The organism is Terasakiella pusilla DSM 6293 (genome assembly GCF_000688235.1).
Taxonomy (GTDB): domain Bacteria; phylum Pseudomonadota; class Alphaproteobacteria; order Rhodospirillales; family Terasakiellaceae; genus Terasakiella; species Terasakiella pusilla.
Map to the genome: position 1 here is coordinate 92496 of NZ_JHYO01000004.1, position 26000 is coordinate 118495.

Consider the following 26000-nt stretch of genomic DNA (forward strand, 5'->3'; position numbering starts at 1 on the left):
CGTTTCTTTTGGTTATGTTTTCTTTAGGCCTGTCGAGCCAAAACCGCCTGCGCCGCGTTCTGTGTCGGGCAAGGTGTCGGTTTTGTCCCATGTGATTGTGGTGACGGGCGCAACAACCATCTGGGCGATGCGCATGCCGCGTTCAATCACAAAATCTTCGTCACCGAGGTTAATCAGAATGACACCAACTTCACCGCGATAATCCGCATCAATGGTGCCCGGTGCGTTGGCAACGGTGACACCGTTCTTTGCCGCAAGGCCCGAACGCGGGCGCACTTGGGCTTCATAGCCTGCGGGCAGGGCAATGCTAAGCCCTGTGGGGACGATGGCGCGTTTGCCGACAGCCAATGTCAGCGGGGCATCAATCGCCGCCATCAGGTCCATACCGGCCGCATGTTCTGTGGCGTAGTGGGGCAGGTCAAGGTCGGCCCCGTGGGGAAGTTGGACAACGCTGACGTTTACGGTGTTCATCATTTAGTCTTCTTTCAAATGGTCTGCTATTTTTGCCGCCAAACGTTGGGCGACTTCAATTTTGGATGATTTGGGCCAGTCTTCGTAGTGATCCGGCGTAATCAGATGGATGGTGTTGTCATCGCCGCCAAAAGTGCCCGTTGTCGGCGATACATCATTGGCAAGGATCCAGTCACATTGCTTGCGCGCGCGTTTTTGCGTGGCGTGATCAATGACATGTTCGGTTTCTGCCGCAAAGCCGATGACAAGACCGGGGCGCTGGCTTTTGTGCTGGCTGATGGTGGCGAGAATATCGGGATTTTCCGTCAATTGCAGGTCCGGTATCTTGCCGCTGCCATCTTTTTTAAGTTTCTGATCCGCTTCCATATCCACGCGCCAATCGGCAACAGCCGCCGCAAAGACAGCAATGTCACAGGGCAGGGCCGCTTCACAGGCCGCCAGCATGTCGCGTGCGGACTCGATCGCAACCACGCGCACGCCCTTAGGGTCAGGCTGGCGGGTCGGGCCTGTGACCAACGTGACCTCTGCGCCGAGCTTGGCAAGTTCGGCGGCAATGGCATGGCCTTGTTTGCCAGACGACCGGTTAGCGATATAGCGCACGGGATCGATGGGTTCATGGGTGGGGCCACTGGTGACGAGGGCTTTTTTACCGACCAGCGGACCTGTGGGTTTAAAGTGGGCGCAGACGGCCTCTACCAGTTCTGATACATCGGTCATGCGGCCCATGCCATATTCCCCGCAGGCCATATCGCCTTCCAGCGGGCCGACCATGGTGACGCCGCGATCGATCAGGGTTTTGACATTCTGTTGTGTTGCCGGATGGTCCCACATGCGCACATTCATGGCAGGGGCCATCATGACGGGCGTGTCGGTGGCAAGCAGGGTTGTGGAGGCAAGGTCATTTGCCAGACCGTTTGCGGCCTTTGCCATGATATCTGCCGTTGCCGGGGCGACCAAAATCAGGTCGGCACTGCGCGAGAGCTGGATGTGCCCCATTTCTGATTCGTCGTCCAGATCAAACAGGTTTTCATACACTTTATCGTTACTGACAGCGGACAGCGCCAGCGGGGTGACAAACTCCCGCGCGGCTTTGGTCAGGATGCAGCGCACATCGAAAGAACGTTCCCGCAACCTACGCACGAGTTCGGGTGTCTTGTAAGCTGCGATGCCGCCTGTTACGACAAGGAGTATTCTTTTCTTCTGATACACGATGAGTTCCGAATCGTATTACGCATAAAAAGTGTAGATAACCTACGCATTGGATAATGCGGGCGCAAGCAAATAATAGGGTTATTCAATAAAAAAGCCTAAACATTTGATATTACAAGCTGCCATTGCGCATGATGATCAAAAGTGGGCGCGTAAGCCGCCATCAATTGTCAGCACTTGGCCTGTCATATAGGATGCAGCGGTTGAGGCAAGGAAGACACAGGCCCCGCCAATTTCTTCAGGTTGTCCCCATCGCTTTAACGAGGTACGCCCGTCAAGGAAGGACTGGACTTCGGGGTTCTGGACCATGGCGGCGTTGGCTTGGGTGGCGAAAAATCCGGGCGCAATGGCGTTGACGGTGATATTTCGCGCCCCTAATTCTGCCGCAAGGGCGCGGGTGAGGCCGGTTAAGCCTGCTTTACTGGCAGTATAGATGGCATCACCTGATCGCGCGATATCCCCTGCGATGGAGGTTACATTGATGATCCGTCCCCCGTCCGGCATGGTGCGGGCGACTTGGCGGGCAAGGTCAAACGGCGCAACCACATTGCTGTCGAGCAGGTGGCGCACTTCCTCCAATGTAAAGTCGTCCATATTGCGGCGATCGCGTGCGCCCACATTATTGACCAGAATATTCAGCGGCCCAACGTCTTTAAGGGCATGGGCGATGGCAGTACTGTCCGTGACATCAAAGGCCAAGGGGATCATATGGGCAAAGTCACGGCTTTGTGCGCGCAAGGTTGCATCCTTGCGCCCATTGATAAAGACAAGAGCGCCAGCCGCGTGCAGGGCCTTTGCCATTTCCCACCCTAAACCACGCGACGCCCCTGTGACGAGGGCGGTTTTACCGGAGAGATCAAACGGATGGGTCATGGTTGCCTGTATATATAAGTGTTACGTCAGAAGATCGATGAGCAGTGTCGCGCCTAATCCAAGCGCCACGATCCAGCCGAGCCAACCGGTGAAGCTGCGATAGCCCGTGCGATTGCGCCCTGTATCCAGTTTGAGGCCGTTTTGGCTGACATCCTGCAATGTTTCTTCGATATTGGCGACGATACGCGGCAGACGCAGCAAGGTGTCGCGGGTTTCTTCTGCAACCGCTTTGACGCGGGCTTGCGGCCCCAAGTTCTTGCGCATCCATTTTTCAATAAACGGTTCGGCGAGGAACCACATATTGACGTTCGGGTTCAGGTTACGGCCCACCCCTTCCGCGATCAGCATGGTTTTTTGCAGCTGGATCAACTGGGGCTGTGTCTCCATGGAGAAATATTCTGTGACCTCAAACAACTGGGCGAGCAGGCGCGCCATGGAAATCTCGTTCTGGGGCAGGCCCATGATCGGTTCTGCAATGGAACGTGCGGCTTGGGTGAACAGTTCAACAGACTGGTTCATCGGCACCCATCCGGCTTCAAAGTGGACTTCTGCCACGCGGCGATAATCGCGTGTGATGAAGGCCAGCAACAATTCACCAAGGTGGCGCTGTGTGGTGTGGTCCAACCGGCCGGTGATGCCAAAGTCTACGGCAGCGAGACGACCATCGGGCAGGACAAACAGGTTGCCGGGGTGGAGATCTGCATGGAAGAAGCCGTCGCGGAACACCATGTTGAAAAAGGCGTTGGAGGCTTGTTCCAGAATCTGGTTGGGATTATGTCCGGCTTCGATCAGTTTTTCCGGTTCATCCACATTCAGGCCGTGCAGCCGTTCCAATACCATGACGCGCTTGGCGCAATAGGGCCATTTGACTTCGGGGATGTAGAAATAGTCATCATCCTTAAAGTTTTCGCGCATTTCGTCAGCGGCGGCGGCTTCAAAGCGCAAGTCCATTTCAAAGCGCACGGTATCTTGCAGGGCCTTGACCGATTCGACCATTTTCAGGCGTTGCAGGTCAGGGCGGGCGCGCTCGACCCATTCCGCGATGGTTTCCATCAGTTGGAAATCGGCCTTAAAGGCACGGCGAATGCTGGGACGCAGGACTTTGACGGCGACTTCTTCCCCATCGATCGTTTTGGCAAAGTGCACTTGTGCGATAGAGGCCGCGGCAACGGCTTCATCATCAAAGTCGCTGAAGAACTGTTCAATCGGGCCGCCGAGGTCTTCTTCAATGATGCGACGTGCTTCTTTCCCGGGGAAGGGGGGCAGGCGGTCTTGCAGTTCTGTCAAATCTTCGGCAATTTCCTCGCCCATGACATCCGGGCGGGTGGACATGGCCTGTCCCAGTTTAATTGCGGTGGGGCCCAAATCATGCAGGGCGCGTGCAAGACGTTGACCTGGACGCATATGTTTAACGCCACGGGCGCGACCAACAGGGATCAAGCGCGCAAGGAGAACCACACCAGGGGTAATGCCCATGCGTTCAAACATAAACAGCACGTCATAGCGCGCCAAGGTCAGCGCCACACTTAACAGACGTTTGAGGATGGTTAGGGATCGCAGCATTAGATAGTCCACCCCGTATGGATTGCTGCGATGCCGCCCGTCAGGTTGCGATAGCTCACCTGTTCAAAGCCCGCCTCGCGGATCATCTGGGCGAACTGTTCCTGTGGCGGGAATTTGCGGATACTTTCTGCAAGATATTGATACGAATCGCGATCTTTGGCGACCACCGCGCCGATCTCCGGCAGCAGTTTGAAGGAATAAAGATCGTAGATTTTATCCAGCACCGGCATGACGACTTCGGAAAATTCCAGACACATAAAGCGTCCACCGGGTTTGAGTACGCGGCGGGCATCACGCAATGCAGCCGGAATGTCCGTGACGTTGCGGATACAGAAAGCGATGGTATAGGCATCCATGGTGCCGTCCGGGACAGGCAGGCATTCCGCGTTCCCGCACAGCCAGCTTAGGCCGGTCAGGCGATTGTTGTCGATAGCGCGCGCGCGCCCGACTTTTAACATTTCGTGGTTGATGTCTGTCACGGTGACGTGGCAGGTGCCGCGTTTTTTGGCGACATGATCTTGGATACGAAAGGCGATATCGCCTGTGCCGCCGCCCACATCAAGGGTGTTCCAGCCATCTTGCGGGTTCAGCCAATCGACCATCTGGTTTTTCCACAGGCGGTGAATCCCCATGCTCATGAGATCGTTCATGATGTCATAGTTGGAAGCCACGCTGTCAAAAACGCCTCGTACCATTTTTGCTTTGTCATCTTTGGCGACGGTGCGAAAACCGAAATGTGTCGTATCTTGATCGGACATGCTTTAAGTTCTTTCATCTAGAGAGAGTGCCCGAAAATAGCCTATGGCGATTGAATAGGCTACCCCTAAAAGGAGAAGCAGAGTGCCCGAATTACCCGAAGTCGAAACCGTCCGTCAGGGATTGCGCCCTGCGTTGGAAGGGCAGGTGATAACGGATGTGATTGTACGCAGGCGCGATTTGCGCACGCCCGTGCCGGATGATTTTGAAGAACGGGTGCGCGGGCAAAAGGTGCTGGGGCTGGATCGCCGTTCCAAATATGTGCTGGTGCAGCTGGAGAGCGGGGAGACGATCATCATCCATTTAGGCATGTCAGGCCGAATCCGTATTGAAGAAGGCAACCCGCCGGAACCGGATAAACACGACCACATCGAATTTATGACCTCGTCCAGAAAATGTATCCGGTTTGGTGATCCGCGCCGGTTTGGTTTTGTCGATTTGATTGAGGAAAGCGGGGTTGACCTCTATCCCTCAATTGTTAAGCTGGGACCGGAACCGTTGAGCGACACCTTTACCTCCGCAGTGTTGTTGCAGGCCCTGAAAGGCAAGACAACGACCATGAAAGCGGCCCTGATGGATCAACGCATTATTGCGGGGCTGGGTAATATATATGTGAACGAGGCGCTTTATCGCGCCGGTATTTCCCCCGAACGCAAGGCCGGCAATCTGACCAAGACCAAAGCGGCCCTGTTGGTGGAGGTGATTAAGCAGGTGCTGACGGAAGCCATTGCCGCAGGTGGGTCGTCGTTGAAGGATCATCGCCAGACCGATGGAGAGCTTGGCTATTTCCAACATTCTTTTAAAGTTTATGGGCGTGAAGGCGAAACCTGCGGGCAGTGTGAGAAAACCGAGATCAAGCGAATTGTGCAGCAGGGACGCTCCACTTTTTACTGTTCGAGGTGCCAACAATAAGGTATGAGCATAGGTATGTTAAACGCATTACGCATAGGATTATTGGTCGCAGCCCTTGTGTTTTCACAGAAGGTGGCGGCTGATGACGTGGAGTTTCTGTCGGTTTTGGAAGATGTGCCTTTGATGGCGGGTCTGACCGAATCTTCTGACGGGGCTGTTCGTTTCGATACGCCGCAAGGACGCATTGTTGAAGCTTATGCGGTGGGGACTGTCACAAAAGCTTCTGTTTTAACCTACTACAGAGACAGCCTACCTTCATTGGGGTGGGCCCGTACAGCGCATGGCAGTTATATGCGTGATGGTGAATATTTGACCGTATCGGTTCAGATGGAAGACGGGGCGGCGATTGTCCGGTTCTCGCTTTCACCGGACGGAAAATAGACGTAACAAGAAAATTCAACAGAGATTACTTAGGATTAGGGATATGGCATACGAACATATTATTGCTGAGAAACGGGGTCGTGTTGGCCTGATTACGCTCAACCGCCCCAAGGCGATGAACGCGTTGTGCGCAAAACTGATTGCCGAGCTGGGCAGCGCACTCGATTCGTTTGAAGCCGACAGCGATATTGGCGCAATTGTCCTGACCGGCAGCGAAAAAGCGTTCGCTGCAGGGGCAGACATTAAAGAAATGGCGTCTAAAGACTTCAACGATGTCTATTCTAACGACTTTATCACCGGCGAATGGGAAAAAGCGGCAAGCTGCCGCAAGCCCGTGATCGCGGCTGTTGCTGGCTACGCGCTGGGGGGCGGCTGTGAAATGGCGATGATGTGTGATTTTATTATCGCTGCTGAAAACGCCAAGTTCGGTCAGCCGGAAATCACCATTGGGACGATTCCGGGTGCAGGGGGGACACAACGTCTGACCCGCGCGGTTGGGAAGGCTAAAGCGATGGAAATGTGCCTGACTGGCCGTATCATGGGCGCGGAAGAAGCAGAGCGTTCTGGGTTGGTGACACGTATCGTTCCTGTTGAGAAATTGTTGGAAGATGCGCTTGAAACAGCGGAAAAGATTGCCAAACTATCCATGCCTGTTGTAATGATGGCGAAAGAATCGGTGAACAAAGCGTTTGAAACAACCCTGAAAGAAGGGGTGATGTTTGAACGCCGTGTCTTCCATTCTACGTTTGCATTGGAAGATCGCAAAGAAGGTATGGACGCTTTTGCGGAAAAACGTTCACCGAATTTCCAGCATAAATAAGTGTTGTCTCCCTTTGTTTTTTGCAAGGGAGCGACCATGAGATGAGGGGGAAGCCCGGTAATTTACGGGGTTCCCTTTTTGAAGGGTTGCAATATTTCTGCAATTCTTCCTTGACGTGGTGGGGGCGAACAACTATAAGCCCCCAACCGATTTAGAAATTAGTTTTTCAGGAAAACCGATGGCTAACACCCAAAACGCAAAGAAACGCGACCGCCAAATCCAACGCCGCACTGCTGTGAACTCAGCACGCGTTGGTCGTATTCGTACCTTCATCAAAAAAGTTGAAGCTGCGATCGAAGCTGGTGATCAATCAGCAGCTGCGGAAGCTTTTAAAGTTGCGATGCCTGCAATGCACACTGGCGTCTCCCAAGGCGTTGTGCACAAGAACACTGCAGCACGCAAACTTTCCCGTCTGTCTGCACGCATTAAAGCTCTGGCTTAAGCGTACAGTCAAATTCGGGATTCGAATTTCTGACAAAAGGGTCGCAAGCACTTGTTTTGCGACCCTTTTGTCGTGTCTGGAATGTGGCTTCTTGTCTTTGTTCCGTTGGGCTTGCGTCAAGGCATTTTTTTGTGGTTTTGATGAATCAAGCGGTGGACTCTTTGATGCTGCCCAGATAAAGTTATCCACAACCTAGATCGGGTCCTTGTGACCATTTCTACATGCGTCATACGTTAAACGCTGGCTCGATCTGTCACATGAAAAAGCGGCACCTTCTTTAGTCGTTTCCCTTGTTTGGGGGAAAAGAGTTGCAGGCAGTTTTATCGCTGTCTGTTTAGGGGTGCTTTTTTTTCTGTGTTGTGGAAAAAGAATATTTTAGGCGAACAATAGGCGTTCCGTTCCGCTTGGTCGGATCGAACATAAAAGTCGGGTTAGGATCGAAATAGGGCATGCAAGACGTTAATATCTCACCTGTGGTAGATGGGGATTGGGCACAGGTGTGCTCGCATATGCGCGATGAAATCGGGGATGCGGCTTTTGATAGCTGGTTTAAGCCGATTTCTGTACGTTCCGTCGATTCTGGTGTGGCAACGATTTCCGTGCCGACTCGCTTTATGCGGGATTGGGTTGCCAATAATTATCTCGATCAGATCCGCGCGCTGTGGTGTGCCATCAACAAGCAGATTACAAATGTAGAAATCAGCGTGGGTAATGCGCAAGGTGGTGGGATTCTGTCTCAAGCCAGTTCTAATGCGCAGCGCCAGACCCCGTCGTCACATCGAAACGGCGGGCAAGGTATGATGCAGGGGCAGGGGCAGATGCAATCGCACCAGCAACCGCAAATGCAGATGTATGCGCCTGATCACAGGGCGCAACCGGCGCCAACCGTGCAGGTCAGTCAATCGACCTTGGCAGATGATTTGGGCGCGCCACTGGATCCGCGCTACGTCTTTGATAATTTCGTGGTGGGTAAGCCAAACGAATTTGCCCATGCCGCAGCAAAGCGCGTGGCCGAAGCCGATATTCCGCCGTTTAACCCGTTATTTATGTACGGGGGCGTCGGTTTGGGTAAGACTCACCTGATGCATGCGATTGCGCATCATATGCGTGAGGTTCATCCCAACCGCACCGTGGTTTACCTGTCGGCGGAAAAGTTTATGTATCGCTTTATTCGGGCGTTACGCGAACAAAAAACCGTTGATTTTAAAGAGCAATTCCGCAGTGTCGATATGTTGCTGATTGATGATGTACAGTTCATTGCAGGCAAAGATTCCACGCAGGAAGAGCTGTTTCACACCTTCAACGCCTTGGTGGATCAGGGGCGTCAGATTGTCCTGTCTGCTGATAAATCCCCGTCGGACATCGAAGGGTTGGAAGATCGTTTGAAATCCCGCCTAAACCATGGGCTTGTGGCTGATTTACACGCAACGACGTATGAGCTGCGCTTGGGGATTCTATTATCCAAGGCGGAGCAATTGGGTGTAGAGTTGCCGACAAAGGTTACTGAGTTTCTGGCGCACAAGATTTCATCGAACGTGCGTGAGTTGGAAGGGGCGCTCAACCGCGTTGTGGCGCATTCCCAGTTGGTGGGGCGTCCGATTACGCTGGAAACCTCGCAAGAAGTGCTGCATGACCTGTTGCGGGCCAATGATCGCCGTGTCACCATTGAAGAAATTCAAAAAAGAGTCGCGGAGCATTTCAACATCCGGGTGGCGGATATGCATTCTGCGCGCCGGGCACGCTCTGTGGCACGTCCGCGTCAGATTGCCATGTATCTGTCCAAGCAACTGACCTCACGGTCGTTGCCGGAGATCGGGCGTAAGTTTGGCGGGCGCGATCATACGACCGTGATGCACGCGGTTAAAAAGGTGGGTGAGTTGGCCCTGCACGATCAGGATTTTGCCGAGGATGTGGAACTTTTGCGCCGCATGCTGGGCGGTGTGGGCTAAACCTGTAAAAAACCTTTAAAAATTCCCCTTGGAATCTGTAAAAAAGCTTCGATTTCTCGCAGGCTTTGTTATAATGACGAACCAATTTGGTGCGGCTTATGCTAACACTTTGTAATGTCACATGAAATTGGGGATCTCGGGGTCGGTCAAAAACCATTTTCGAAACCATTTGGAAAACGATAAGAACGTCATGAAGATTACCATCGAACGCGCAAGCTTAATGAAGTCCTTGGCTCACGTGCAAAGTGTTGTGGAACGTCGCACCACTATTCCGATTTTGAGCAACGTAAAACTGGACGCGCATGGCGGTCGTTTGTCCTTGAATGCGACCGATATGGATCTCGATATCGTTGAAACGGTGGAATGTGAAGTGATCACCGAAGGCGCAACAACTGCTCCGGCGCACATGCTGTACGACATCGTACGCAAGCTGCCTGACGGATCACAAGTTGAGCTGGACAACGGTGCAAACGAAGAATTGCTGACCCTGCGCGCGGGGCGTTCCAAATTTACGTTGGCCTGTTTGCCGACCATGGATTTTCCGGTGATGTCTGGTGGGGAGCTGGATCATAATTTTGCATTGCCTGCGGGCGAGTTGAAGGGGATTATCGATCGCACCCGCTTTGCGATCTCCACCGAAGAAACACGCTATTACCTGAACGGGATTTACATGCACGCGGGCGAAAATAACGGCGTGCCGGTTCTGCGCTCTGTTGCGACAGACGGTCACCGTCTGGCTAGCGTTGAAGTCCCGCTGCCGGATGGATCTGCTGATATGCCGGGTGTGATTGTCCCGCGTAAAACGGTTGGCGAACTGCGTAAGCTGATTGACGAGACAAATGACGATGTGTCTGTCTCTTTGTCAGAAACAAAAATTCGCTTTGCTTTTGGCGAAGTGGTCCTGACGTCCAAGTTGATCGACGGTACTTTCCCGGATTACGAACGCGTGATCCCGACGGGCAATGACAAGATGATGGAACTGGATTGCAAAACGTTTGCAGCCGCCGTTGATCGTGTCTCTGCAATTTCTACTGAAAAATCCCGTGCGATTAAACTGGCGATTGCGCCGGGCGCGTTGGTTCTGTCAGCAAGTAGCCCAGACGCGGGCAGCGCGACGGAAGAAATTGAAGTCTCCTACAGTGCTGAAAATATCGAGATCGGCTTTAACTCCAAATATCTGCTGGATATTGCCCAGCAGGTCGAAGGGGAAACAGCGCAGTTTATGTTGTCTGATGGCGGTTCACCGACCATCGTGCGCGATGCGTCCGATGCCAGTGCACTGTATGTCCTGATGCCGATGCGTGTGTGACGGATTGAAGAAACAAGGTGCGTGAAACCGGCGAAGACAGGACGGCTCGTCAAGCTGTAGCCATTGCTGTCACCAGACTGACACTCAGTAATTTTCGTTGTTACGACTTTCAACGCCTTGATCTGGATACCCGCCCTGTTGTGCTGACCGGCAAAAATGGGGCAGGCAAAACAAATATCCTTGAAGCGGTGTCTCTCTTGGCACCCGGTCGGGGGATGCGGCGCGCAAAAGCAGTTGATCTGGCACGGCGCGACGCGGGATGTGATGAAGATAGCGGCCGCGCCTGGGGCGTGGCGGCAACCGTTCATACCGTCGGTGGGCCGGTGGATATCGGCACAGGACGGGAAGAAACAGGACGCACGGGCACGCGGGAACGCAGGGTTGTGCGTATCGAAGGCGAAACCGCACGCGGGCAGTCTGTATTGGCTGATTATGTCGATGTGGTGTGGTTATTGCCGCAGATGGATCGCCTGTTTCTGGATGGCGCGATTGCGCGCAGACGGTTTCTGGATCGTTTGGTGTTTGGGTTTGATCCCAGCCACGCGACCCGAATGAATGCCTATGAGCATGGCCTGCGCGAACGGGCAAAATTGCTCAAGTCAGGCCATCACGATGACCGCTGGTTATCGGGTCTGGAAGATCAAATGGCGACCAAAGCCGTGGCAGTTGCCGCCGCCCGTAAAGATATCGGTGCGCGGCTTAATATCCTCGCCATGGACGGTTGGGGGCCATTCCCTGGGGCGCAGTTGACGCCGACGGGCCTGATTGAAGGCTGGTTGGAAGAACATCGCGCCTTGGAAGTTGAAGATAAATTCCGTCGCTTCCTTGCGGAGCATCGCAGCCTTGATGCCAAGATGGGCGGCGCGAAAGACGGGGTCCATAAATCCGATCTGATGGTGCGTCATGTGCCAAAGGATCAACCGGCGGAAGTCTGTTCCACCGGAGAACAAAAAGCCTTGTTGACCGGTATGGTATTGGCCAACACAAAGGCGTTGGCTTTGGACCGGGGGCGCTTGCCGCTTCTGTTGCTGGATGAGGTGGGGGCCCACCTTGACGAAGATCGCCGTAAGGCGTTGTTTGAAGCCATCAGTGCCATGGGTGCACAAGCCTGGATGACAGGGACGGATTTGGCTCAGTTTGAACCAATGATGTCCAATGCCACTTTCTTTAACGTAGAAAATGGCACTGTTGACCGGGTTACATAAAGACTGAATTGAGAAACTTAGGTAGATCAAGCATGAGTGAAGAAAACCTGCCCAACGGCGAGAATGCTGAAGCATACGGCGCGGATTCCATTAAAGTCCTGAAAGGGTTGGAAGCTGTTCGTAAACGTCCCGGTATGTATATCGGTGATACGGATGATGGTACGGGTCTTCATCACATGGTCTACGAAGTCGTGGACAACGGCATTGACGAGGCCTTGGCCGGTCACTGCGATTTGTTGGTCGTGACACTGAATGGTGACGGATCCGTCACCGTGTCCGATAACGGGCGCGGCATTCCGGTTGATATCCACCAAGAAGAAGGTGTGTCAGCGGCGGAAGTGATTATGACCCAGTTGCACGCGGGCGGTAAGTTCGATAGCAACTCCTATAAAGTATCCGGTGGTCTGCATGGGGTAGGTGTATCGGTTGTAAACGCCCTGTCTGATTGGCTGGAACTTAATATCTATCGGGATGGCAAGGAACATTTCGTTCGTTTTGAAAATGGCGAATCGGTTGAGCCGTTGAAAGTCATTGGTGATGCGCCGGTGAAAGCGGATGGCACGGCAGAAAATGGCACACGTGTGACGTTCCATGCCTCCGATGAGATCTTTGCGATCACGGAATATGATTACAATACCTTGGAACACCGCCTGCGTGAGTTGGCGTTCCTGAACTCCGGCGTGCGCATGTTGCTGCGTGACGAGCGCCATGCGGAGACGAAGGAAACGCTGCTTCATTATGAAGGTGGCTTGTTGGAATTTGTGAAATATGTAGACCGTTCCAAAACGGCGATCCTGCCGGAACCGGTCTTTATGACAGGCAGTAGGGAAGATAATAACGGCGATGAAGTCGGCGTTGAAGTCTCCATGCAATGGAACGACAGCTATCATGAAAACGTGATGTGTTTTACCAACAACATCCCACAGCGCGATGGCGGGACGCATTTGGCGGGCTTCCGTGGGGCCTTGACCCGTACGGTCAACACCTATGCGCAAGAAAGCGGCCTTGCGAAAAAGATGAAAGTTACCATCGCGGGGGAAGATATCCGCGAAGGGTTGACTGCGGTTGTGTCGGTGAAAGTGCCGGACCCGAAATTCTCCTCTCAGACCAAAGACAAGCTGGTGTCCAGTGAGGTTCGCCCTGTCGTAGAAAACCTTGTTGGGGAAGCGCTGAAAGAATGGTTTGAAGAACACCCGAACGAAGCGCGTCAGATTATTGGCAAAATCTGTGAAGCCGCGGCTGCGCGTGATGCAGCGCGTAAAGCACGTGAACTGACCCGTCGTAAAGGCGTGATGGATATTTCTTCCCTGCCGGGGAAACTTGCTGACTGTCAGGAACGTGATCCTGCCAAGTCTGAACTGTTCATCGTGGAGGGTGATTCCGCGGGGGGATCTGCAAAGCAGGGCCGTGATCGTAAAAGTCAGGCTATTCTTCCGCTCAAAGGTAAAATTCTTAACGTGGAACGTGCGCGTTTCGACAAGATGCTCAGCTCGCAAGAGGTTGGCACGTTGATCACTGCCTTGGGCACTGGTATCGGGCGTGATGATTTTAATATCGATAAATGTCGCTATCACAAAATCATCATTATGACCGATGCGGACGTGGATGGATCGCACATTCGAACTCTCTTGTTGACGTTCTTCTATCGTCAAATGCCGGAGATTATCGAGCGCGGCTATCTTTATATCGCCCAGCCACCGTTGTATCGCGTCAAGCGCGGGAACTCCGAAGTTTATTTGAAAGACGAAAAGGCTCTGGAAGACCATCTGGTTAATCTGGCGGTGGACGATTGCTTGCTGACGCTTCATTCCGGTCAGCAGATCGGTGGTGAAGATTTACGCGAGCGCATTAACAACGCGCGTCGTGTCCGTACCTTGTTGGGGAAATTGGCGGGGAAAGTACCGTCTTATATTCTGGAACAAGCGGCGATCGCCGGTGGTCTGGATATGACCTTATTGCAGGATGAAGTCCGTGGCCTGTCTATCGCGCAAAATGTCGCAGCGCGCCTTGATGCGATCGAAAATGATCTTGCCCGTGGTTGGGAAGGCAGCGTCTTGGATGATGGCAGTCTGTCCTTCACCCGTACACTTCGCGGTGTGAAAGAAACACATGTATTGGACCACGGTATCTTACGTTCTGCGGAAGCGCGTAGCCTGCACAGCCTGTCGGCGGAGATGAACGAAAGCTTCGAAAAGACAGCGGTTCTGACTCAAAAAGATAAAGACTATAAGGTCAACGGCCCCGTTGCCCTTGTGGATATGGTTTCTGAACTGGGTAAAAAAGGCATGAACGTCAGCCGCTATAAGGGCTTGGGGGAAATGAACCCGGAACAGCTGTGGGAAACCACATTGGACGAAAGCGCACGCTCGCTCTTACAGGTTAAAGTCAACCATATGGACGAAGCCAACGAAGTCTTCTCCACCCTGATGGGCGACGTGGTAGAACCCCGCCGTGACTTCATCCAAGACAACGCCTTGAAAGTGTCAAATCTGGACGTCTGATCCTGAGGAGCAGCTTTCAGTGAAGAACAAAAAACGCCCCGATGAGAAAATCGTTGGGGCGTTTTTTTTATGGTAGATATAAAATTTTCAGGCAGATAGCGGCGTGAAAGTTGACGGTGTTATGAACCCGGGTGGTCCGACGGAAAGCGCTTTGAAGAAGAGACTAACAGCACAGAAGAGCAGTACCTTGCCTTCCCATGTGGCGATGGTTGAACAAAATGGGGAGCGTGGCACTCTCAATACTACTTTTGTGAGGAGTGCTGCTCCGAATTTCGTAGGTGGTGATGACATTGATGCACCAGAGTTGAGAGGTTTTTATGGACTACGCGGTCGCTATTCCTATTTTGCCGTCGCTTAATATTGCGCGCACGAAAGAGTTTTATGTAAGCCAGTTGGGGTTTGAGGCTGTCTTTCAGCAGGCAGAAAGTTTTTTGATTGTGAAGCGTGATCAGATTGAGCTTCATTTTTGGCTGACGGATGATAAAGGGTTGCCGCCCGTTTCATCCTGTTACATCAGGGGTGGGCAGATCGCGATCTTGCATGATGAATATGCCTCAAAAGATGTCCCGAACCTGTCCCGTTTTGAGGAACGTCCTTGGGGGATGAAAGAGTTTTATGTGCACGATCTGGACGGCAACCTGTTGCGCTTTGGGATGATCCCGGAGGAGGCTTAGTCCTCTTTCATATACTTCTGGCAGGCTTGGCCGTAGCTTTGCAGGGTCTGGATGGTGGCTTTGTCGTTTTTTGTGAGCAGCTTTTCAAGGGCGATAAATTCTTGTTCGCTGTGATTGTCCTGTAGCTTTTCTAGGAAGCAATCACAGTACGCCACGGTCCCGCCGCCACCAAGGCAGTTGTCTTGAAAGGTGGTGGTGATTTTGTCGCTATATTGTTCCCCACAGGCAGACAGCAAAAGGGATGTGCAGGCGAGGGCAAGGAGCTGGAGGCGCATGGTGTTTCCTTGAAGGTGTGATCGGATAAGAAAAAGGACATAGCCCCTAACAGGCCATGTCCTTTTTGCGTTTGTCAGCTCTGGTTACTTTTGAACCCATGAGCCGTCGGCTTTCATGAGCCAAGTCCCGGCAGGTGCCTTTGAGACGATCTGTTTGGCATAAACTTTACCGACCTGATCGACAGAGACACCCTGTTGGTTTGCCCGTTGTTGATAGATGGACCGGCGCTTGGCATTGATCGCATCGACAGCCGATTGCACACTGGCGTCACGCGCACGGGCATAGCCGTCAAACGCTTCGCCAACCTTGCCACTGTCACGCAGGGCATCAAGGGATTGAGCGTTCGCCGTGGAGGCATCAAACAGTCCGATCATGAGGAAAAGGACGGGAATCATCACAAGACGTTTTACAATCGGCATCATTAGAAGAGCTCCGGGTTTTGTTCAATGTCATTGGTGGCAGTCTGTTCAAGCTTCAGGCGGACATCGGCATCCAGCTTGATGTTCAGATTGATGGTAATGGGTTCGGAAGGTGTTTCAACCTTTACCGTCGGGCTGCACCCACTCATCATGAATAGGCCCAACACAATGACGAGACTTGTTTGTTTCAACACGTATGCTCCTTCCAAAGGATTATTTATCTAGACCTATGGTAAAGCGAATAGCCTGACTTGACAAGCGGTAGCCTTCGCGCACGGTAGCAAGGATTTTATTCAGATTGGTTTCTAAATTAATGTTGAGTTTAAAGGGGTAACCGTCTTTCACGTCTGGATTATGGCCTTCCAGTCCCATGGTTAAAACCGCGTTCTGGCCCAGTTTGCGATTGATCTTGAGACTTAGCGATTTGTAATGAAAATTCGCAAGTACATCCAACACCAAGGCCATCTGTTCACCTGCACTGCCGAGCATGTCTTTTGCCGCTTGGGAGTTAAAACGCAGTACGCCACTTTCTTCGCTGGCAAGGACCGCATTGTCGATTTCCACATCGTCATTAACGAAGGTGAAGGGGATTTCCCCGCTGAGGCGTCCTGTCCCTGTCAGCCCATCAACACCGCTGAGTTTAAAGAATTCGGCAAGGGCGAGTTGTTTCATCATCAATACTGCCGTTTGTCGATCTGCCCCAAAGGGGAAACGGGCATCCTTGATCGACAATGTCCCGCCAAGGAACCCGGCTGTGACTTCTTGCAACTGCGCTTTTTTGGGGGAGAGGGAGAACTTTAGCCGCGGATTGAGCAAATCGACCACGGATTTGACGGCATCGATCTCTATTTTTTGTGATTTTGCTGTCTTCGGTGGGAAAAGGGAGGGGAAAAACAGGTCGGTATCAAGGTTTTCCATCGTAAACAGGTCGTTAGCGATGGTGAAGTTGTCGAATGTCAGGTGCAGGTTGCTGTCCAGTTTACCCTTTCGCCAGTTTAATGTACTGGACGCACGGGTCTGTCCAGTCAGTTGGGTCAGGTCTTTTAAAAGGGGGGAAAGGTCTTTTCCCTTAAAGTCGGTTCCCCAATTGATCACCGGCGTGTTGACGCTGGCTTGTCCTACATCGACGCTGGGATTGTAGGTTCCTTCAATCAGCAAAAGCGGCGCGTTGGGCTTACTTTGCAGCGCGATTTGGGTCGCGTTATGGATCTCGTTTTGTTCAAGGCGGGTTACGAGCTTGAAGGTAAGGTCCTCAAAGCGCTTTTTTGCATGTTTGTCGCTTAAACGTAGATCATTGCTGGTGACGGTCAGGCGCTGGTCTTTATGATCATACTGAAAGGAGGCTTTGCCCTTTGTTGAAAGGGTTTGCAGGGCGGGGATGTCAAGGGGGAGGTTTTGGCTTGTAATATTTAAATCGCCAAAAGCAACGATATTTTCGGCATTGATCAGTATGTTGGCCACGCTGCTGACGGATGCGTCCAGTGGAGAGGGTAACTGCGCAAATGGGGAGAGATCGGCAGGTTGCAGCCCTGAAGGGGTGAAGGTTAACAAGGGGACTTGAATAGCCAGTGAGGCAACCGCCTGCGCGAAATCGGCAGTGGTTTCCATCATAATGTTGAGCTTTTCTGCCTTATCTTTCAGGTTAAAGGTTGCTTCGACGTTCTGTGGGGTGAGTGTGCCTTCTGCGGTGAGGTGCAAGGCGGGGATCAGATAGCTTTTGCTTTGATCTTCGATGCGTCCATCGGTGATTTGAAAGTCTACTTTGTCAAAGGTTGGGCTGGCCTCACCTGTTAGGGTGAGTTGATCAAGGCGGGCAAAGGGGCTTTTTATGTTGGCCTGAGCGCGAAAGGTTGGTTTTCCCACGGTCGGGATGTGTAACGTCAGCGTACTGTGTGCAGACAGTTGATCGGTGTTGTAGACGATACGGGCATTGTTTATGGTGATTTCTGGCAGCGGCGTTGACGTGGTGGTTGCTGTTTGTGATGTGTCACCGGATGTAAACATCTCCTGCAAGGTGCCAAGGACGCCTTCTTCATAATGACTGGCATCGATGAACAGGTCATCGACGACAATTTCCCCGATTTGTTGATTGATCAGATCAAAAAGGGAATAGCGCACATAGACTTTTTTGAGCGAGAGTTCTTCGCCCAGCTTGACGTCATGCAGGGTGGTTTCTGTGAGTCCAATCTCTTCAATGCGCAAAGCCGGGACGGGCAGATTGAACTTTTGCGCAAAATGGGCGATCAGCGGGTAGGCGAGATCGACCCTTTTCAGGTAAAGGCCGCCCAAAACGAGGGATAAAAGCAGCAGGCCGAGGCTGAGCGTCAGCAGAATTTTTGATCGTCGCTCTTTTACTTTCAAGGCCATAAGGGATGCCAGCTTTCCGTTTCACACCGTTGGCTGAGTGTGTCGCAGAAAGCGGGAGCTGTCAATTTAGTTCAGGCGCTGGCTGTTGAGGGGGAGGGCTGCGTGGACTGCCTCGCGATAGTGATCATAAAATTGCACATGGGGCATTTGGGACAGGGCGTTCATCTTTTCGAGAGTCTTTTTAACGGCGGGCGTGCACCCCGTGATCAGTAACCACACGCCGGACTTGGAGGCCTGTCGAATAAAGATGGACAGGGCATTACTGCCACTGGAATCGATAAACGGCACGTCGCGCATATTCAGGATCACCACATTGGGCGGTGTGCCTGTGCGGGTGAGCCTGTCGAGTAACCCTTGCGCCGCACCAAAAAAGAACGGCCCGTTAAAATGATAGCTCAGGACACCTTCCGGCAAAGTCTGGCGGGGGTGTGTTGTGGTGGGATCAACTAGATCATCTATATCTTCGGCCAGCAGATCATGATGGGTCTGGACTTTCACGGCTTCTGCCATTTTGTGCATAAACAGCACGGCGGAAAAGACAAAGCCCACCTGTATGGCGAGGTTCAGGTCAACAAACACGGTCAATAACAGGGTGGTCCACAGCACGACCTGATCCCCGATGGGGGCTTTAAAATGATGAATAACCTTGTGAGCCTCACTCATATTCCAAGCGACGATCATCAAGATGGCACTTAGGCAGGCAAGGGGAATATAGGCGGCAAGCGGGGCAAACAGTAATACGACCAACAATAAAGCCACCGCATGGATGATCCCCGATAGGGGGGAGTAAGCACCGGCGCGAATATTGGTTGCCGTGCGCGCAATGGCCCCCGTTGCCGGCATGCCGCCAAACAGGGCCGACGCAAAGTTTGCAACCCCTTGGGCGACCAGTTCACAGTTTGATCGATGGCGTGTCCCGGTCATCCCATCTGCCACAACCGCGGACAGCAGCGATTCAATCCCTGCCAAAAAAGCGATGGTGAGGGCGGAGGGGAAGAGTTGTTTGACCAAGTCAAAGCTTAGGTCGGGCAGCATGGGGGCCGGCAGACTGCTGGGCATCTCCCCAAATTTTGAGCCAATGGTCTCAACGGATAGATCAAAAGACCAGACAAGCAGGCTCATGGCGACAATCGCGATGAGAAAACCCGGCCATTTGGGCGCGAGGCGTCTGAGGAAAAGGATCAAAAGCAAGCTGAGGAGGGAAATATAGATCACATGGCTTTCAATCTTGTGCAGGTTTTGCGCAAGGGCGGTGATTTTCCCTAAAAAGTCAGCGGGCAGGTTATCCAGATGCAGCCCTAAAAAGTCGTTGATCTGGCCTGTAAAGATCAGCAAGGCAATGCCACTGGTAAAGCCGGTGACCACCGGATCGGGGATATATTTGATGTAGGTGCCAAGGCGACATAGCCCCGCCAGCACCAACATGCCACCTGCCATCAAGGTGGCAAGGACCAGCCCGTTATAGCCAAATTGGGCAATCACATTGAAGACAACAACCACAAATGCGCCCGTCGGTCCGCCGATCTGATAGCGACTGCCGCCGAGGAGAGAAATCAAAAGTCCGGCGACAATGGCGGTGATCAATCCTTTGTCGGGTGTGGTGCCGGACGCAATCGCCAATGCCATCGATAGGGGCAGGGCGACAATGGCAACCGTCAGCCCGGCAAAGACGTCCTGCTTGAGATGGGCTGCGGTGTAGCCTTGCCGCAATAGTACATATGTTTTTGGTACAAATAAGTGCCAACTGTTTTTACTCAACAACGGTCCCTCCAGGACGGGGTGGGAAGATTGGGAAGACATGTGTATTCAATAATTGACATATCAACTATTGCTATGTCAATTATTGTTGCAATCCTTCGATATGATATTTCAAGAGGCGAGAAACAAATGTTTGATAGTGACGAGCAAGCCATCGCCGTTGTTTTGCATGACGTGGCCAACCGTTTGAAAGTGCTCATTGATAAAAAGGTCCAGCCCTATAAGCTGACCCGCATCAAGTGGCTGGCCCTGTCCCTGCTGGAAAAACGCAATGGCATGACCCAGACCGAACTTGCGAAGGAACTGGGCGTCGATGGCTCCGCCATTGCGCGGCTGGTGCGCCGAATGGAAGATCGCAATTTCATCTACCGCAAAGGCGATGAAAAAGACCGCCGGATTGTCCGCGTGTACATCAAAGAAGAAGCCCGCCCCGTGCTGGAAGACCTAAAAGCCATTTCAAATGACGTCAGCACCGAAGCCCTACGTGGCCTAAATGCCAAAGAACAGGAAGAGTTTTTAAACCTGCTGCTGGTGATCCGCAAAAATCTGGTGTGAGGTTATCCGCTCAGATGTTTTGCCATATAGTCGACGACAAGGCGGACTTTGGGCGATAGGTGGCGGTTTTGGGGGTAGACGGCCCAGACGCCTTCACTAACTGGGGCAAAGCGGCTGAGGAGAGGGGTCAGCTTGCCGTCCTGTAGCGCGTCTGCGACATAATAGTCGGGCAGTTGCACGATCCCGAATCCGGCAAGGCAGGCTTCGACAAGGGCGGGGCCGTTGTTGCAGCGCATGCGCCCGGTTACTTTGACGTTTGTGGCCTGCCCGCTTTCCCGATAACGCCAGTAATCCAATGTCCCCAGCAGGCAACTGTGATGGGCGAGTTCCGACAGGCTATAGGGTTCCCCATAGGTTTTAAGATAGGCGGGCGACGCGCAGGTGATCAGGTGACGCTCACTCAGTTTTTTGGCTTTCAGGCGGCTGGATTCCATATGCCCGACACGGATGGCAAGGTCTAAGCCTTCGCTGACCAGATCAAGCTGTCGGTTGGTCAGGTTGAGGTCAAGGTCCAGATCGGGGAAGTCGGCGAGAAGGCTGTTGAGGATCGGCACGATCTTAAGTTCCCCAAACGCAACAGGGGCAGTGAGGCGTAAGCGTCCCTTGGCGGTTTCCTGCATGTCAGAGATCGCATCTTCCGCTTCATCGAGGGCTTCGAGCAGGGGGCGGCAGCGTTGGTAATAAATCTCGCCCAGTTCGGTCAGGCTGACACGGCGGGTGGTGCGATAAAACAGGATCGCATCCAGTCGACCTTCAAGGGCGCTGACTTGACGGCTGATATGCGCCACCGAGACTTTAAGCTGCTGGGCTGCTTTGGTGAAACTGCCATGTTCGGCAACGGTGACAAATTCGGTCACCCCTTCCCATTTGTTCATTGTTACCATATGTAAAAAATGTTTTACCAAATGCGATATTATATGGATTTGAGAATTAATTATACTGTCTTCTAGAAAATATTCCTTTGGAGAAGACGATGATTAAATGTAAAGCCGCTGTTGCCTGGGCCGCAGGTGAACCACTGTCCATTGAAGAGATTGAGGTTATGCCGCCGCAAAAAGGCGAAGTGTTGGTCAAACTGGTGGCAACGGGTGTGTGTCACACTGATGCTTTTACCTTGTCCGGTGATGACCCGGAAGGGATTTTCCCCGCGATTTTGGGCCATGAAGGCGGCGGGATTGTTGAGCAGGTCGGTGAAGGCGTCACCAGCGTCAAAGTCGGCGATCACGTGATTCCGCTGTACACACCGGAATGTGGTGAATGTAAGTTCTGTAAATCCGGTAAAACCAACCTGTGTCAAAAAATTCGTGAAACACAGGGCAAAGGTTTGATGCCGGACGGGACAACCCGTTTCTTTAAAGATGGTCAGCCGATCTATCACTATATGGGCACGTCCACTTTCTCTGAATATACGGTCCTGCCGGAAATTTCGCTGGCGAAGGTGAATCCGGAAGCACCTTTAGAAGAAGTCTGTCTGTTGGGCTGTGGCGTCACAACAGGTATGGGTGCGGTCATGAACACGGCCAAAGTCGAAGAAGGCGCAACGGTTGCGATCTTCGGCATGGGTGGTATTGGTCTGTCTGCGGTCATTGGCGCGACGATGGCGAAGGCCAGCCGTATTATCGCGATCGATATTAATGAAAGTAAATTTGATCTGGCCCGTCAGTTGGGGGCGACCGATTGCATCAATCCGAAAAACTATGACAAGCCGATCCAAGAGGTGATTGTCGAGTTAACAGACGGCGGGGTGGATTATTCCTTCGAATGTATCGGCAATGTGGACGTGATGCGTTCTGCGCTGGAATGCTGCCACAAAGGTTGGGGCGAGTCCGTGATCATCGGTGTCGCCGGTGCGGGCCAAGAAATTTCTACCCGTCCGTTCCAGTTGGTGACAGGGCGCGTTTGGCGTGGGACGGCCTTTGGCGGCGTGAAAGGCCGTTCTGAATTGCCGGATTATGTGGAACGTTATTTAGCGGGTGAGTTTAAGTTGAACGACTTTATTACCCACACCATGAACCTTGAGCAGATCAACGATGCGTTTGACCTGATGCACGAAGGCAAAAGTATCCGCAGCGTCATTCACTATAAATAAGAAGGATGGCCCCTTGATCCGTTTGGAGGGAGGGGCCATGACCCTATGACCCAATCTTTGGAAAATATCAGCAGCAACAAAAGCTTTGGCGGTTGGCACAAACAATATGTCCATGCCTCTGAGGTCTTGAGCTGCAACATGCGTTTTGCGATCTTTCTGCCGCCCCAAGCCGCAGCCGATCACAAAGTGCCCGTTGTTTATTGGCTGTCAGGCCTGACCTGCACCGATGAAAACTTTATGCAAAAAGCCGGTGCCTTGCGCGTTGCTGCCGAATTGGGCTTTGCTATCGTTGCCCCAGACACCAGCCCGCGCGGTGAAGGTGTCCCCGATGATGCACAAGGTGCGTATGACTTTGGACTGGGTGCCGGATTTTACCTGAACGCGACCCAAGAGCCATGGTCCAAACATTACCGCATGTATGACTATATCGTCACGGAACTGCCGGACTTGATCGAAGCGACGTTTCCGGTAACAGGGGAACGGGCGATCAGTGGCCATTCCATGGGCGGGCATGGGGCCTTGACCATCGCGCTTAAAAATACCGATCGCTATCGTTCCGTCACGGCCTTTAGCCCGATTGTAAACCCGATCAAATGTCCATGGGGGCAAAAAGCCTTCACCAATTATCTGGGGGACAATAAAGCGGATTGGCAGGACTATGATGCCTGTGAATTGATCCGCAAAGCTGAGACCCAGTTGCCGATTTTGGTGGACCAAGGTGACAATGATGATTTTCTGGAGAAAGAACTAAAGCCGGAAAATCTTGTCAAAGCCGCAGAAGAAGCCGGCTATCCGATCACCCTTCGGATGCAGGCGGGCTATGACCATAGCTACTATTTTATCAGCAGCTTTATCGAAGACCACCTGCGTTTCCATGCGCAACACTTGGGTTAATAGACCTCGGCGCCGAGGGGAACTTCGGCGTCCATCCCCAACAATTTAACGTCCCCGTCTGCATTTTCCGCGCCCATGATCAGAACTTCAGACTGGAAGCCCGCAATGTTGCGTGGCGGGAAATTGACGGTACAGATGACGCGTTTGCCCACCAGTTCTTCCATGGTGTAGCTGGTGATTTGGGCACTGGACCAACGGGTGCCCAAATCCTCCCCAAAATCGACCTCGACTTTATACGAGGGATTTCGTGCGCGCGGGAACTCCTTCACCGTGATGATCTGACCGACGCGCAATTCGATTTTTGCAAAGTCATCATAGATAATTTGATCTTTTTTCATTTTGTTTTTCCGCTTCTTTAAATCTTCGGGCAGCCTAGCGCAAAAAAAGCAGGCGTCAAAAGGCTTATGCGCAAAATTGGCAGAAAATCTCGCATAAACCAAAGTTATAAAGCGGTGAATTAGGCGCAGGGTTGATTGTAAACCCGGCATAAACCCCGCAGTTTGACTGTATCAAAACGCAGAAAAGCGGAGATACGAAAATGCGTCCCCTTCAACAGTCAGAACAATCGGTTACGTCCGTTCTTATTTGGGACTTACCGTTAAGACTCTTTCATTGGGCCATGGTTCTGGTGGTCTGTGTCGCGGCCGTGACAGGCTATCTTTTCGAAGACTGGTGGCTGGATGTCCATGTCTGGGCAGGCTACGCTCTGACGGCCCTGTTGCTGTTTCGCCTGATCTGGGGATTTGTTGGCAGCTACTACAGTCGTTTCAACAGCTTTCCCTTATCGATCGGTGGTGTGCGCACTCATTTGTTTGATCTGTTGAGAGGTCGCTCTGACCCCAAAGAAGGCCACACCCCTGTTGGGGCATGGATGATTGTCTTGTTGCTGACAACCTTGATCGGGCTTGTGGTCAGTGGCTTTGTTGTGTGGGGCGGGCAGGAAAATAATGGCCCACTGGCCAGCGTTATCAGCTACGGCGTCGGTAAGGGCGTGGAAGACGTGCATGAGATCTTCGCCAATATCCTGATGGGCCTCATCGGGGTGCATTTGGCGGGTGTGCTGGTGGAAACCGTGATCTTTAAGCACGATCTCATCCGCGCCATGCTGACGGGTGAAAAGCAGGTGGTGCCGTCGGGTAAATCAACAGCAGGTCTAAAGCATAGTGTGATCGGCATCGTTCTGTTTACGGTGATCGCTTTCGGTTTGACCTATTGGATCAATTCCGCCAGCCGTGCGAATGAAGTGGCGGCGCTGGACCAGATCTATAAGCAAGCCTGCGGGGAATGTCACATGGCCTATCACCCAAGCCTGCGTACCCAATCGGCGTGGGATCAACTGATGCAGGGGTTGGAGGATCATTATGGGGAAGATGCAAGCTTGTCTGATGAAGTGGCCCAAACGGTCAGAACCTATTTAAAAGACAACAACGCCCTGAATTTTGATACCGAAGCCGCCCATAAAATCGGTCGGATCAACACCCCAAGCTTGCGGATCACCGACACCCGTTTTTGGCAAAAAAAGCATGATGACTTCAAGGACGCAGATTTCCGCCATCCGGCGGTGGGGTCCAAGATCAATTGTATTGCGTGCCATAAAGATGCGGAAACCGGACGCTTTGATGATGCGTCGATCAAACTCCCGAAAGGAATAAAATATGATTAAGCCGTTTATTGTCGCCCTTGGGCTGGGGACCGTTGCCTTTGCGGGGCCTGTGCAGGCCGATACGATCTTGCCGGAATATGAGGCGCAGGCCCGTGCCGCGGATCCGTCCTTTAGTGGTTTTTCCGCAGAACGGGGGCAGGCGTTTTATTTAAAAGATCACGCCACTGGTAAGGCGGAAACACCGTCTTGCACCACGTGCCACATGGGCAATCCCACGCAGGCAGGGCGCACGCGGGCAGGCAAGACCATTGCCCCGATGGCCCTGTCGCAAACCCCGGATCGCTTTCAGGACGTGAAGAAGGTGGAAAAGTGGTTCCGGCGCAATTGCAAATCCGTCTTGGGCCGGGAATGCAGCCCGCAGGAAAAAGGTGATTTCATCACATTTATGAAGACACAATAAGGGAAGAGAAAGGTGAGGAAGATGGGTTCTTATAAAAAGATTTTTTTTGCACTGACACTGACATCATTGATTGGTACAGCAGCACACGCCGATGAGCGCTATCGCCCCGTGCAGGATGAGGTTGTAAAGAAAGAATGTGGCAGCTGTCATATGGCCTTTCAGCCGCAGATGTTGCCCAAGCGATCCTGGCAAAAAATCATGGATGGGTTGGAAAACCATTTTGGGGAAGATGCGAGCCTTGATGAAGCTACCTTGCAGCATGTGCGTGCCTATTTAACCGACAATGCAGCGGATTCAGGATGGTTCGGTGGTAAAATGATGCGCGGTGTAAGGGACAACGAGACACCGATGCGGATTACCGAATTGCCCTACTGGGTTCGCGAACATAAAAAAGAAGTTCCGGTCTGGGCCTGGTCTGATCCGAAGGTGAAAAGCAAAACAAACTGCCAAGCCTGCCATCGTGATGCTGAGCGTGGGTATTATGATGACGATTGAGGGGATTGGCCTTATGGTG

27 protein-coding genes are annotated in these 26000 nt (G+C 52.5%); 15 read left to right on the top strand and 12 right to left on the bottom strand.

Going from position 1 to position 26000, the window contains the following annotated elements; genetic code table 11:
- Window positions 1–12: 12 nt before the first annotated feature.
- From dut to ubiE, 5 genes are all read right to left on the bottom strand, one after another.
- Window positions 13–474 (bottom strand): dUTP diphosphatase, encoded by a 462-nt coding sequence (dut, locus tag Q397_RS0103820; protein WP_417782726.1) that lies wholly within the window; start codon window positions 472–474, stop codon window positions 13–15.
- The gene (coaBC, locus tag Q397_RS0103825; RefSeq protein WP_038012822.1) at window positions 475–1680 is read right to left on the bottom strand and encodes a bifunctional phosphopantothenoylcysteine decarboxylase/phosphopantothenate--cysteine ligase CoaBC; all 1206 of its coding nucleotides are present in this window, start codon (window positions 1678–1680) and stop codon (window positions 475–477) included.
- Window positions 1681–1818: 138 nt separating this feature from the next.
- Complete coding sequence (locus Q397_RS0103830; RefSeq protein WP_028878282.1) at window positions 1819–2553, bottom strand: SDR family oxidoreductase; 735 nt, start codon at window positions 2551–2553, stop codon at window positions 1819–1821.
- Window positions 2554–2574: 21 nt separating this feature from the next.
- A complete protein-coding gene (gene ubiB, locus Q397_RS0103835) occupies window positions 2575–4116 on the bottom strand; it encodes a 2-polyprenylphenol 6-hydroxylase (protein ID WP_028878283.1) in 1542 nt (513 codons plus the stop codon).
- Window positions 4116–4874, bottom strand: a complete 759-nt coding sequence (ubiE, locus tag Q397_RS0103840) for a bifunctional demethylmenaquinone methyltransferase/2-methoxy-6-polyprenyl-1,4-benzoquinol methylase UbiE (protein ID WP_028878284.1) — start codon at window positions 4872–4874, stop codon at window positions 4116–4118. Before ubiE ends, ubiB begins: the two co-directional genes overlap by 1 nt.
- An 82-nt stretch (window positions 4875–4956) precedes the next feature.
- On the opposite strand from ubiE, the gene mutM reads away from it, so the two are divergent.
- From mutM to Q397_RS0103885, 9 genes are all read left to right on the top strand, one after another.
- A complete protein-coding gene (gene mutM, locus Q397_RS0103845; RefSeq protein ID WP_028878285.1) occupies window positions 4957–5784 on the top strand; it encodes a bifunctional DNA-formamidopyrimidine glycosylase/DNA-(apurinic or apyrimidinic site) lyase in 828 nt (275 codons plus the stop codon).
- Window positions 5785–5799: 15 nt separating this feature from the next.
- Complete coding sequence (locus Q397_RS20965; protein WP_038012823.1) at window positions 5800–6165, top strand: hypothetical protein; 366 nt, start codon at window positions 5800–5802, stop codon at window positions 6163–6165.
- Between the two features lie 43 nt (window positions 6166–6208).
- A complete protein-coding gene (locus tag Q397_RS0103855) occupies window positions 6209–6985 on the top strand; it encodes an enoyl-CoA hydratase (protein WP_028878286.1) in 777 nt (258 codons plus the stop codon).
- Window positions 6986–7163: 178 nt separating this feature from the next.
- Window positions 7164–7427, top strand: coding sequence for a 30S ribosomal protein S20 (gene rpsT, locus Q397_RS0103860; RefSeq protein WP_028878287.1), 264 nt, complete (start codon window positions 7164–7166; stop codon window positions 7425–7427).
- 449 nt (window positions 7428–7876) lie between these two features.
- Window positions 7877–9376 carry a chromosomal replication initiator protein DnaA gene (gene dnaA, locus Q397_RS0103865; RefSeq protein ID WP_038012824.1) on the top strand — a complete coding sequence of 500 codons (1500 nt, stop codon included), beginning with the start codon at window positions 7877–7879 and terminating at the stop codon, window positions 9374–9376.
- A 190-nt stretch (window positions 9377–9566) separates the two neighbouring features.
- Window positions 9567–10685, top strand: a complete 1119-nt coding sequence (dnaN, locus tag Q397_RS0103870) for a DNA polymerase III subunit beta (RefSeq protein ID WP_028878289.1) — start codon at window positions 9567–9569, stop codon at window positions 10683–10685.
- A 17-nt stretch (window positions 10686–10702) separates the two neighbouring features.
- Window positions 10703–11890, top strand: a complete 1188-nt coding sequence (gene recF, locus Q397_RS0103875) for a DNA replication/repair protein RecF (RefSeq protein WP_028878290.1) — start codon at window positions 10703–10705, stop codon at window positions 11888–11890.
- 32 nt (window positions 11891–11922) lie between these two features.
- The gene (gene gyrB, locus Q397_RS0103880; protein WP_051609682.1) at window positions 11923–14391 is read left to right on the top strand and encodes a DNA topoisomerase (ATP-hydrolyzing) subunit B; all 2469 of its coding nucleotides are present in this window, start codon (window positions 11923–11925) and stop codon (window positions 14389–14391) included.
- A 317-nt stretch (window positions 14392–14708) separates the two neighbouring features.
- Window positions 14709–15065 (top strand): bleomycin resistance protein, encoded by a 357-nt coding sequence (locus Q397_RS0103885; RefSeq protein WP_028878292.1) that lies wholly within the window; start codon window positions 14709–14711, stop codon window positions 15063–15065.
- Here the strand turns inward: Q397_RS0103885 and Q397_RS0103890 are convergent.
- The 5 genes from Q397_RS0103890 to Q397_RS20970 all read right to left on the bottom strand — a co-directional run bounded on the left by Q397_RS0103890 (window position 15062) and on the right by Q397_RS20970 (window position 19885).
- Entirely contained in the window at window positions 15062–15340 is a 279-nt protein-coding gene (locus Q397_RS0103890) for a peptidylprolyl isomerase (protein ID WP_028878293.1), read from the bottom strand. The two genes, Q397_RS0103885 and Q397_RS0103890, sit on opposite strands and share 4 nt — an antisense overlap.
- A gap of 84 nt (window positions 15341–15424) precedes the next feature.
- On the bottom strand, window positions 15425–15763 hold the full coding sequence (locus Q397_RS0103895; protein WP_028878294.1) for a YdbL family probable chaperone protein: 339 nt from the start codon (window positions 15761–15763) through the stop codon (window positions 15425–15427).
- Window positions 15763–15954, bottom strand: a complete 192-nt coding sequence (locus tag Q397_RS0103900; protein WP_240475019.1) for a YnbE family lipoprotein — start codon at window positions 15952–15954, stop codon at window positions 15763–15765. The genes Q397_RS0103895 and Q397_RS0103900 overlap by 1 nt, the downstream gene beginning before the upstream one ends.
- Window positions 15955–15973: 19 nt before the next feature.
- Window positions 15974–18127, bottom strand: a complete 2154-nt coding sequence (locus Q397_RS0103905; RefSeq protein WP_028878296.1) for an intermembrane phospholipid transport YdbH family protein — start codon at window positions 18125–18127, stop codon at window positions 15974–15976.
- 66 nt (window positions 18128–18193) lie between these two features.
- Window positions 18194–19885, bottom strand: a complete 1692-nt coding sequence (locus Q397_RS20970; protein ID WP_051609702.1) for a SulP family inorganic anion transporter — start codon at window positions 19883–19885, stop codon at window positions 18194–18196.
- Between the two features lie 129 nt (window positions 19886–20014).
- Here Q397_RS20970 and Q397_RS0103915 point away from each other — a divergent pair, with 129 nt between their 5' ends.
- Window positions 20015–20440 carry a MarR family winged helix-turn-helix transcriptional regulator gene (locus tag Q397_RS0103915; protein ID WP_028878297.1) on the top strand — a complete coding sequence of 142 codons (426 nt, stop codon included), beginning with the start codon at window positions 20015–20017 and terminating at the stop codon, window positions 20438–20440.
- A 2-nt stretch (window positions 20441–20442) separates the two neighbouring features.
- Here the strand turns inward: Q397_RS0103915 and Q397_RS0103920 are convergent, their stop codons facing one another.
- Window positions 20443–21315, bottom strand: coding sequence for a LysR substrate-binding domain-containing protein (locus tag Q397_RS0103920; protein ID WP_028878298.1), 873 nt, complete (start codon window positions 21313–21315; stop codon window positions 20443–20445).
- A 101-nt stretch (window positions 21316–21416) separates the two neighbouring features.
- Between Q397_RS0103920 and Q397_RS0103925 the strand changes: the two genes are divergently transcribed.
- The gene (locus Q397_RS0103925; RefSeq protein ID WP_205618793.1) at window positions 21417–22529 is read left to right on the top strand and encodes an S-(hydroxymethyl)glutathione dehydrogenase/class III alcohol dehydrogenase; all 1113 of its coding nucleotides are present in this window, start codon (window positions 21417–21419) and stop codon (window positions 22527–22529) included.
- Between the two features lie 45 nt (window positions 22530–22574).
- A complete protein-coding gene (gene fghA, locus Q397_RS0103930) occupies window positions 22575–23423 on the top strand; it encodes an S-formylglutathione hydrolase (RefSeq protein WP_028878300.1) in 849 nt (282 codons plus the stop codon).
- Here fghA and Q397_RS0103935 read toward each other — a convergent pair.
- On the bottom strand, window positions 23420–23761 hold the full coding sequence (locus tag Q397_RS0103935) for a tRNA-binding protein (protein WP_028878301.1): 342 nt from the start codon (window positions 23759–23761) through the stop codon (window positions 23420–23422). The genes fghA and Q397_RS0103935 overlap by 4 nt on opposite strands.
- 200 nt (window positions 23762–23961) lie before the next feature.
- Between Q397_RS0103935 and Q397_RS23840 the strand changes: the two genes are divergently transcribed.
- The 3 genes from Q397_RS23840 to Q397_RS0103950 are packed head-to-tail and all read left to right on the top strand — an operon-like array spanning window position 23962 to window position 25981.
- A complete protein-coding gene (locus Q397_RS23840) occupies window positions 23962–25086 on the top strand; it encodes a cytochrome b/b6 domain-containing protein (RefSeq protein ID WP_084148924.1) in 1125 nt (374 codons plus the stop codon).
- The gene (locus tag Q397_RS0103945; protein ID WP_028878302.1) at window positions 25079–25486 is read left to right on the top strand and encodes a DUF1924 domain-containing protein; all 408 of its coding nucleotides are present in this window, start codon (window positions 25079–25081) and stop codon (window positions 25484–25486) included. Before Q397_RS23840 ends, Q397_RS0103945 begins: the two co-directional genes overlap by 8 nt.
- Window positions 25487–25507: 21 nt before the next feature.
- Window positions 25508–25981: a diheme cytochrome c gene (locus Q397_RS0103950; protein WP_051609685.1), complete on the top strand. Its 474-nt coding sequence runs from the start codon at window positions 25508–25510 to the stop codon at window positions 25979–25981.
- Window positions 25982–26000: the final 19 nt, after the last annotated feature.

Excerpts from the sequence above, each read along its gene's own strand:
- dut (WP_417782726.1), bottom strand. The coding sequence starts at position 474 with ATGATGAACACCGTAAACGTCAGCGTTGTCCAACTTCCCCACGGGGCC.
- Q397_RS0103830 (WP_028878282.1), bottom strand. The coding sequence starts at position 2,553 with ATGACCCATCCGTTTGATCTCTCCGGTAAAACCGCCCTCGTCACAGGG.
- ubiB (WP_028878283.1), bottom strand. The coding sequence starts at position 4,116 with ATGCTGCGATCCCTAACCATCCTCAAACGTCTGTTAAGTGTGGCGCTG.
- ubiE (WP_028878284.1), bottom strand. The coding sequence starts at position 4,874 with ATGTCCGATCAAGATACGACACATTTCGGTTTTCGCACCGTCGCCAAA.
- Q397_RS20965 (WP_038012823.1), top strand. The coding sequence starts at position 5,800 with ATGTTAAACGCATTACGCATAGGATTATTGGTCGCAGCCCTTGTGTTT.
- Q397_RS0103855 (WP_028878286.1), top strand. The coding sequence starts at position 6,209 with ATGGCATACGAACATATTATTGCTGAGAAACGGGGTCGTGTTGGCCTG.
- rpsT (WP_028878287.1), top strand. The coding sequence starts at position 7,164 with ATGGCTAACACCCAAAACGCAAAGAAACGCGACCGCCAAATCCAACGC.
- dnaA (WP_038012824.1), top strand. The coding sequence starts at position 7,877 with ATGCAAGACGTTAATATCTCACCTGTGGTAGATGGGGATTGGGCACAG.
- dnaN (WP_028878289.1), top strand. The coding sequence starts at position 9,567 with ATGAAGATTACCATCGAACGCGCAAGCTTAATGAAGTCCTTGGCTCAC.
- gyrB (WP_051609682.1), top strand. The coding sequence starts at position 11,923 with ATGAGTGAAGAAAACCTGCCCAACGGCGAGAATGCTGAAGCATACGGC.
- Q397_RS0103885 (WP_028878292.1), top strand. The coding sequence starts at position 14,709 with ATGGACTACGCGGTCGCTATTCCTATTTTGCCGTCGCTTAATATTGCG.
- Q397_RS0103890 (WP_028878293.1), bottom strand. The coding sequence starts at position 15,340 with ATGCGCCTCCAGCTCCTTGCCCTCGCCTGCACATCCCTTTTGCTGTCT.
- Q397_RS0103895 (WP_028878294.1), bottom strand. The coding sequence starts at position 15,763 with ATGATGCCGATTGTAAAACGTCTTGTGATGATTCCCGTCCTTTTCCTC.
- Q397_RS0103905 (WP_028878296.1), bottom strand. The coding sequence starts at position 18,127 with ATGGCCTTGAAAGTAAAAGAGCGACGATCAAAAATTCTGCTGACGCTC.
- Q397_RS0103915 (WP_028878297.1), top strand. The coding sequence starts at position 20,015 with ATGTTTGATAGTGACGAGCAAGCCATCGCCGTTGTTTTGCATGACGTG.
- Q397_RS0103920 (WP_028878298.1), bottom strand. The coding sequence starts at position 21,315 with ATGAACAAATGGGAAGGGGTGACCGAATTTGTCACCGTTGCCGAACAT.
- fghA (WP_028878300.1), top strand. The coding sequence starts at position 22,575 with ATGACCCAATCTTTGGAAAATATCAGCAGCAACAAAAGCTTTGGCGGT.
- Q397_RS0103935 (WP_028878301.1), bottom strand. The coding sequence starts at position 23,761 with ATGAAAAAAGATCAAATTATCTATGATGACTTTGCAAAAATCGAATTG.
- Q397_RS23840 (WP_084148924.1), top strand. The coding sequence starts at position 23,962 with ATGCGTCCCCTTCAACAGTCAGAACAATCGGTTACGTCCGTTCTTATT.
- Q397_RS0103945 (WP_028878302.1), top strand. The coding sequence starts at position 25,079 with ATGATTAAGCCGTTTATTGTCGCCCTTGGGCTGGGGACCGTTGCCTTT.
- Q397_RS0103950 (WP_051609685.1), top strand. The coding sequence starts at position 25,508 with ATGGGTTCTTATAAAAAGATTTTTTTTGCACTGACACTGACATCATTG.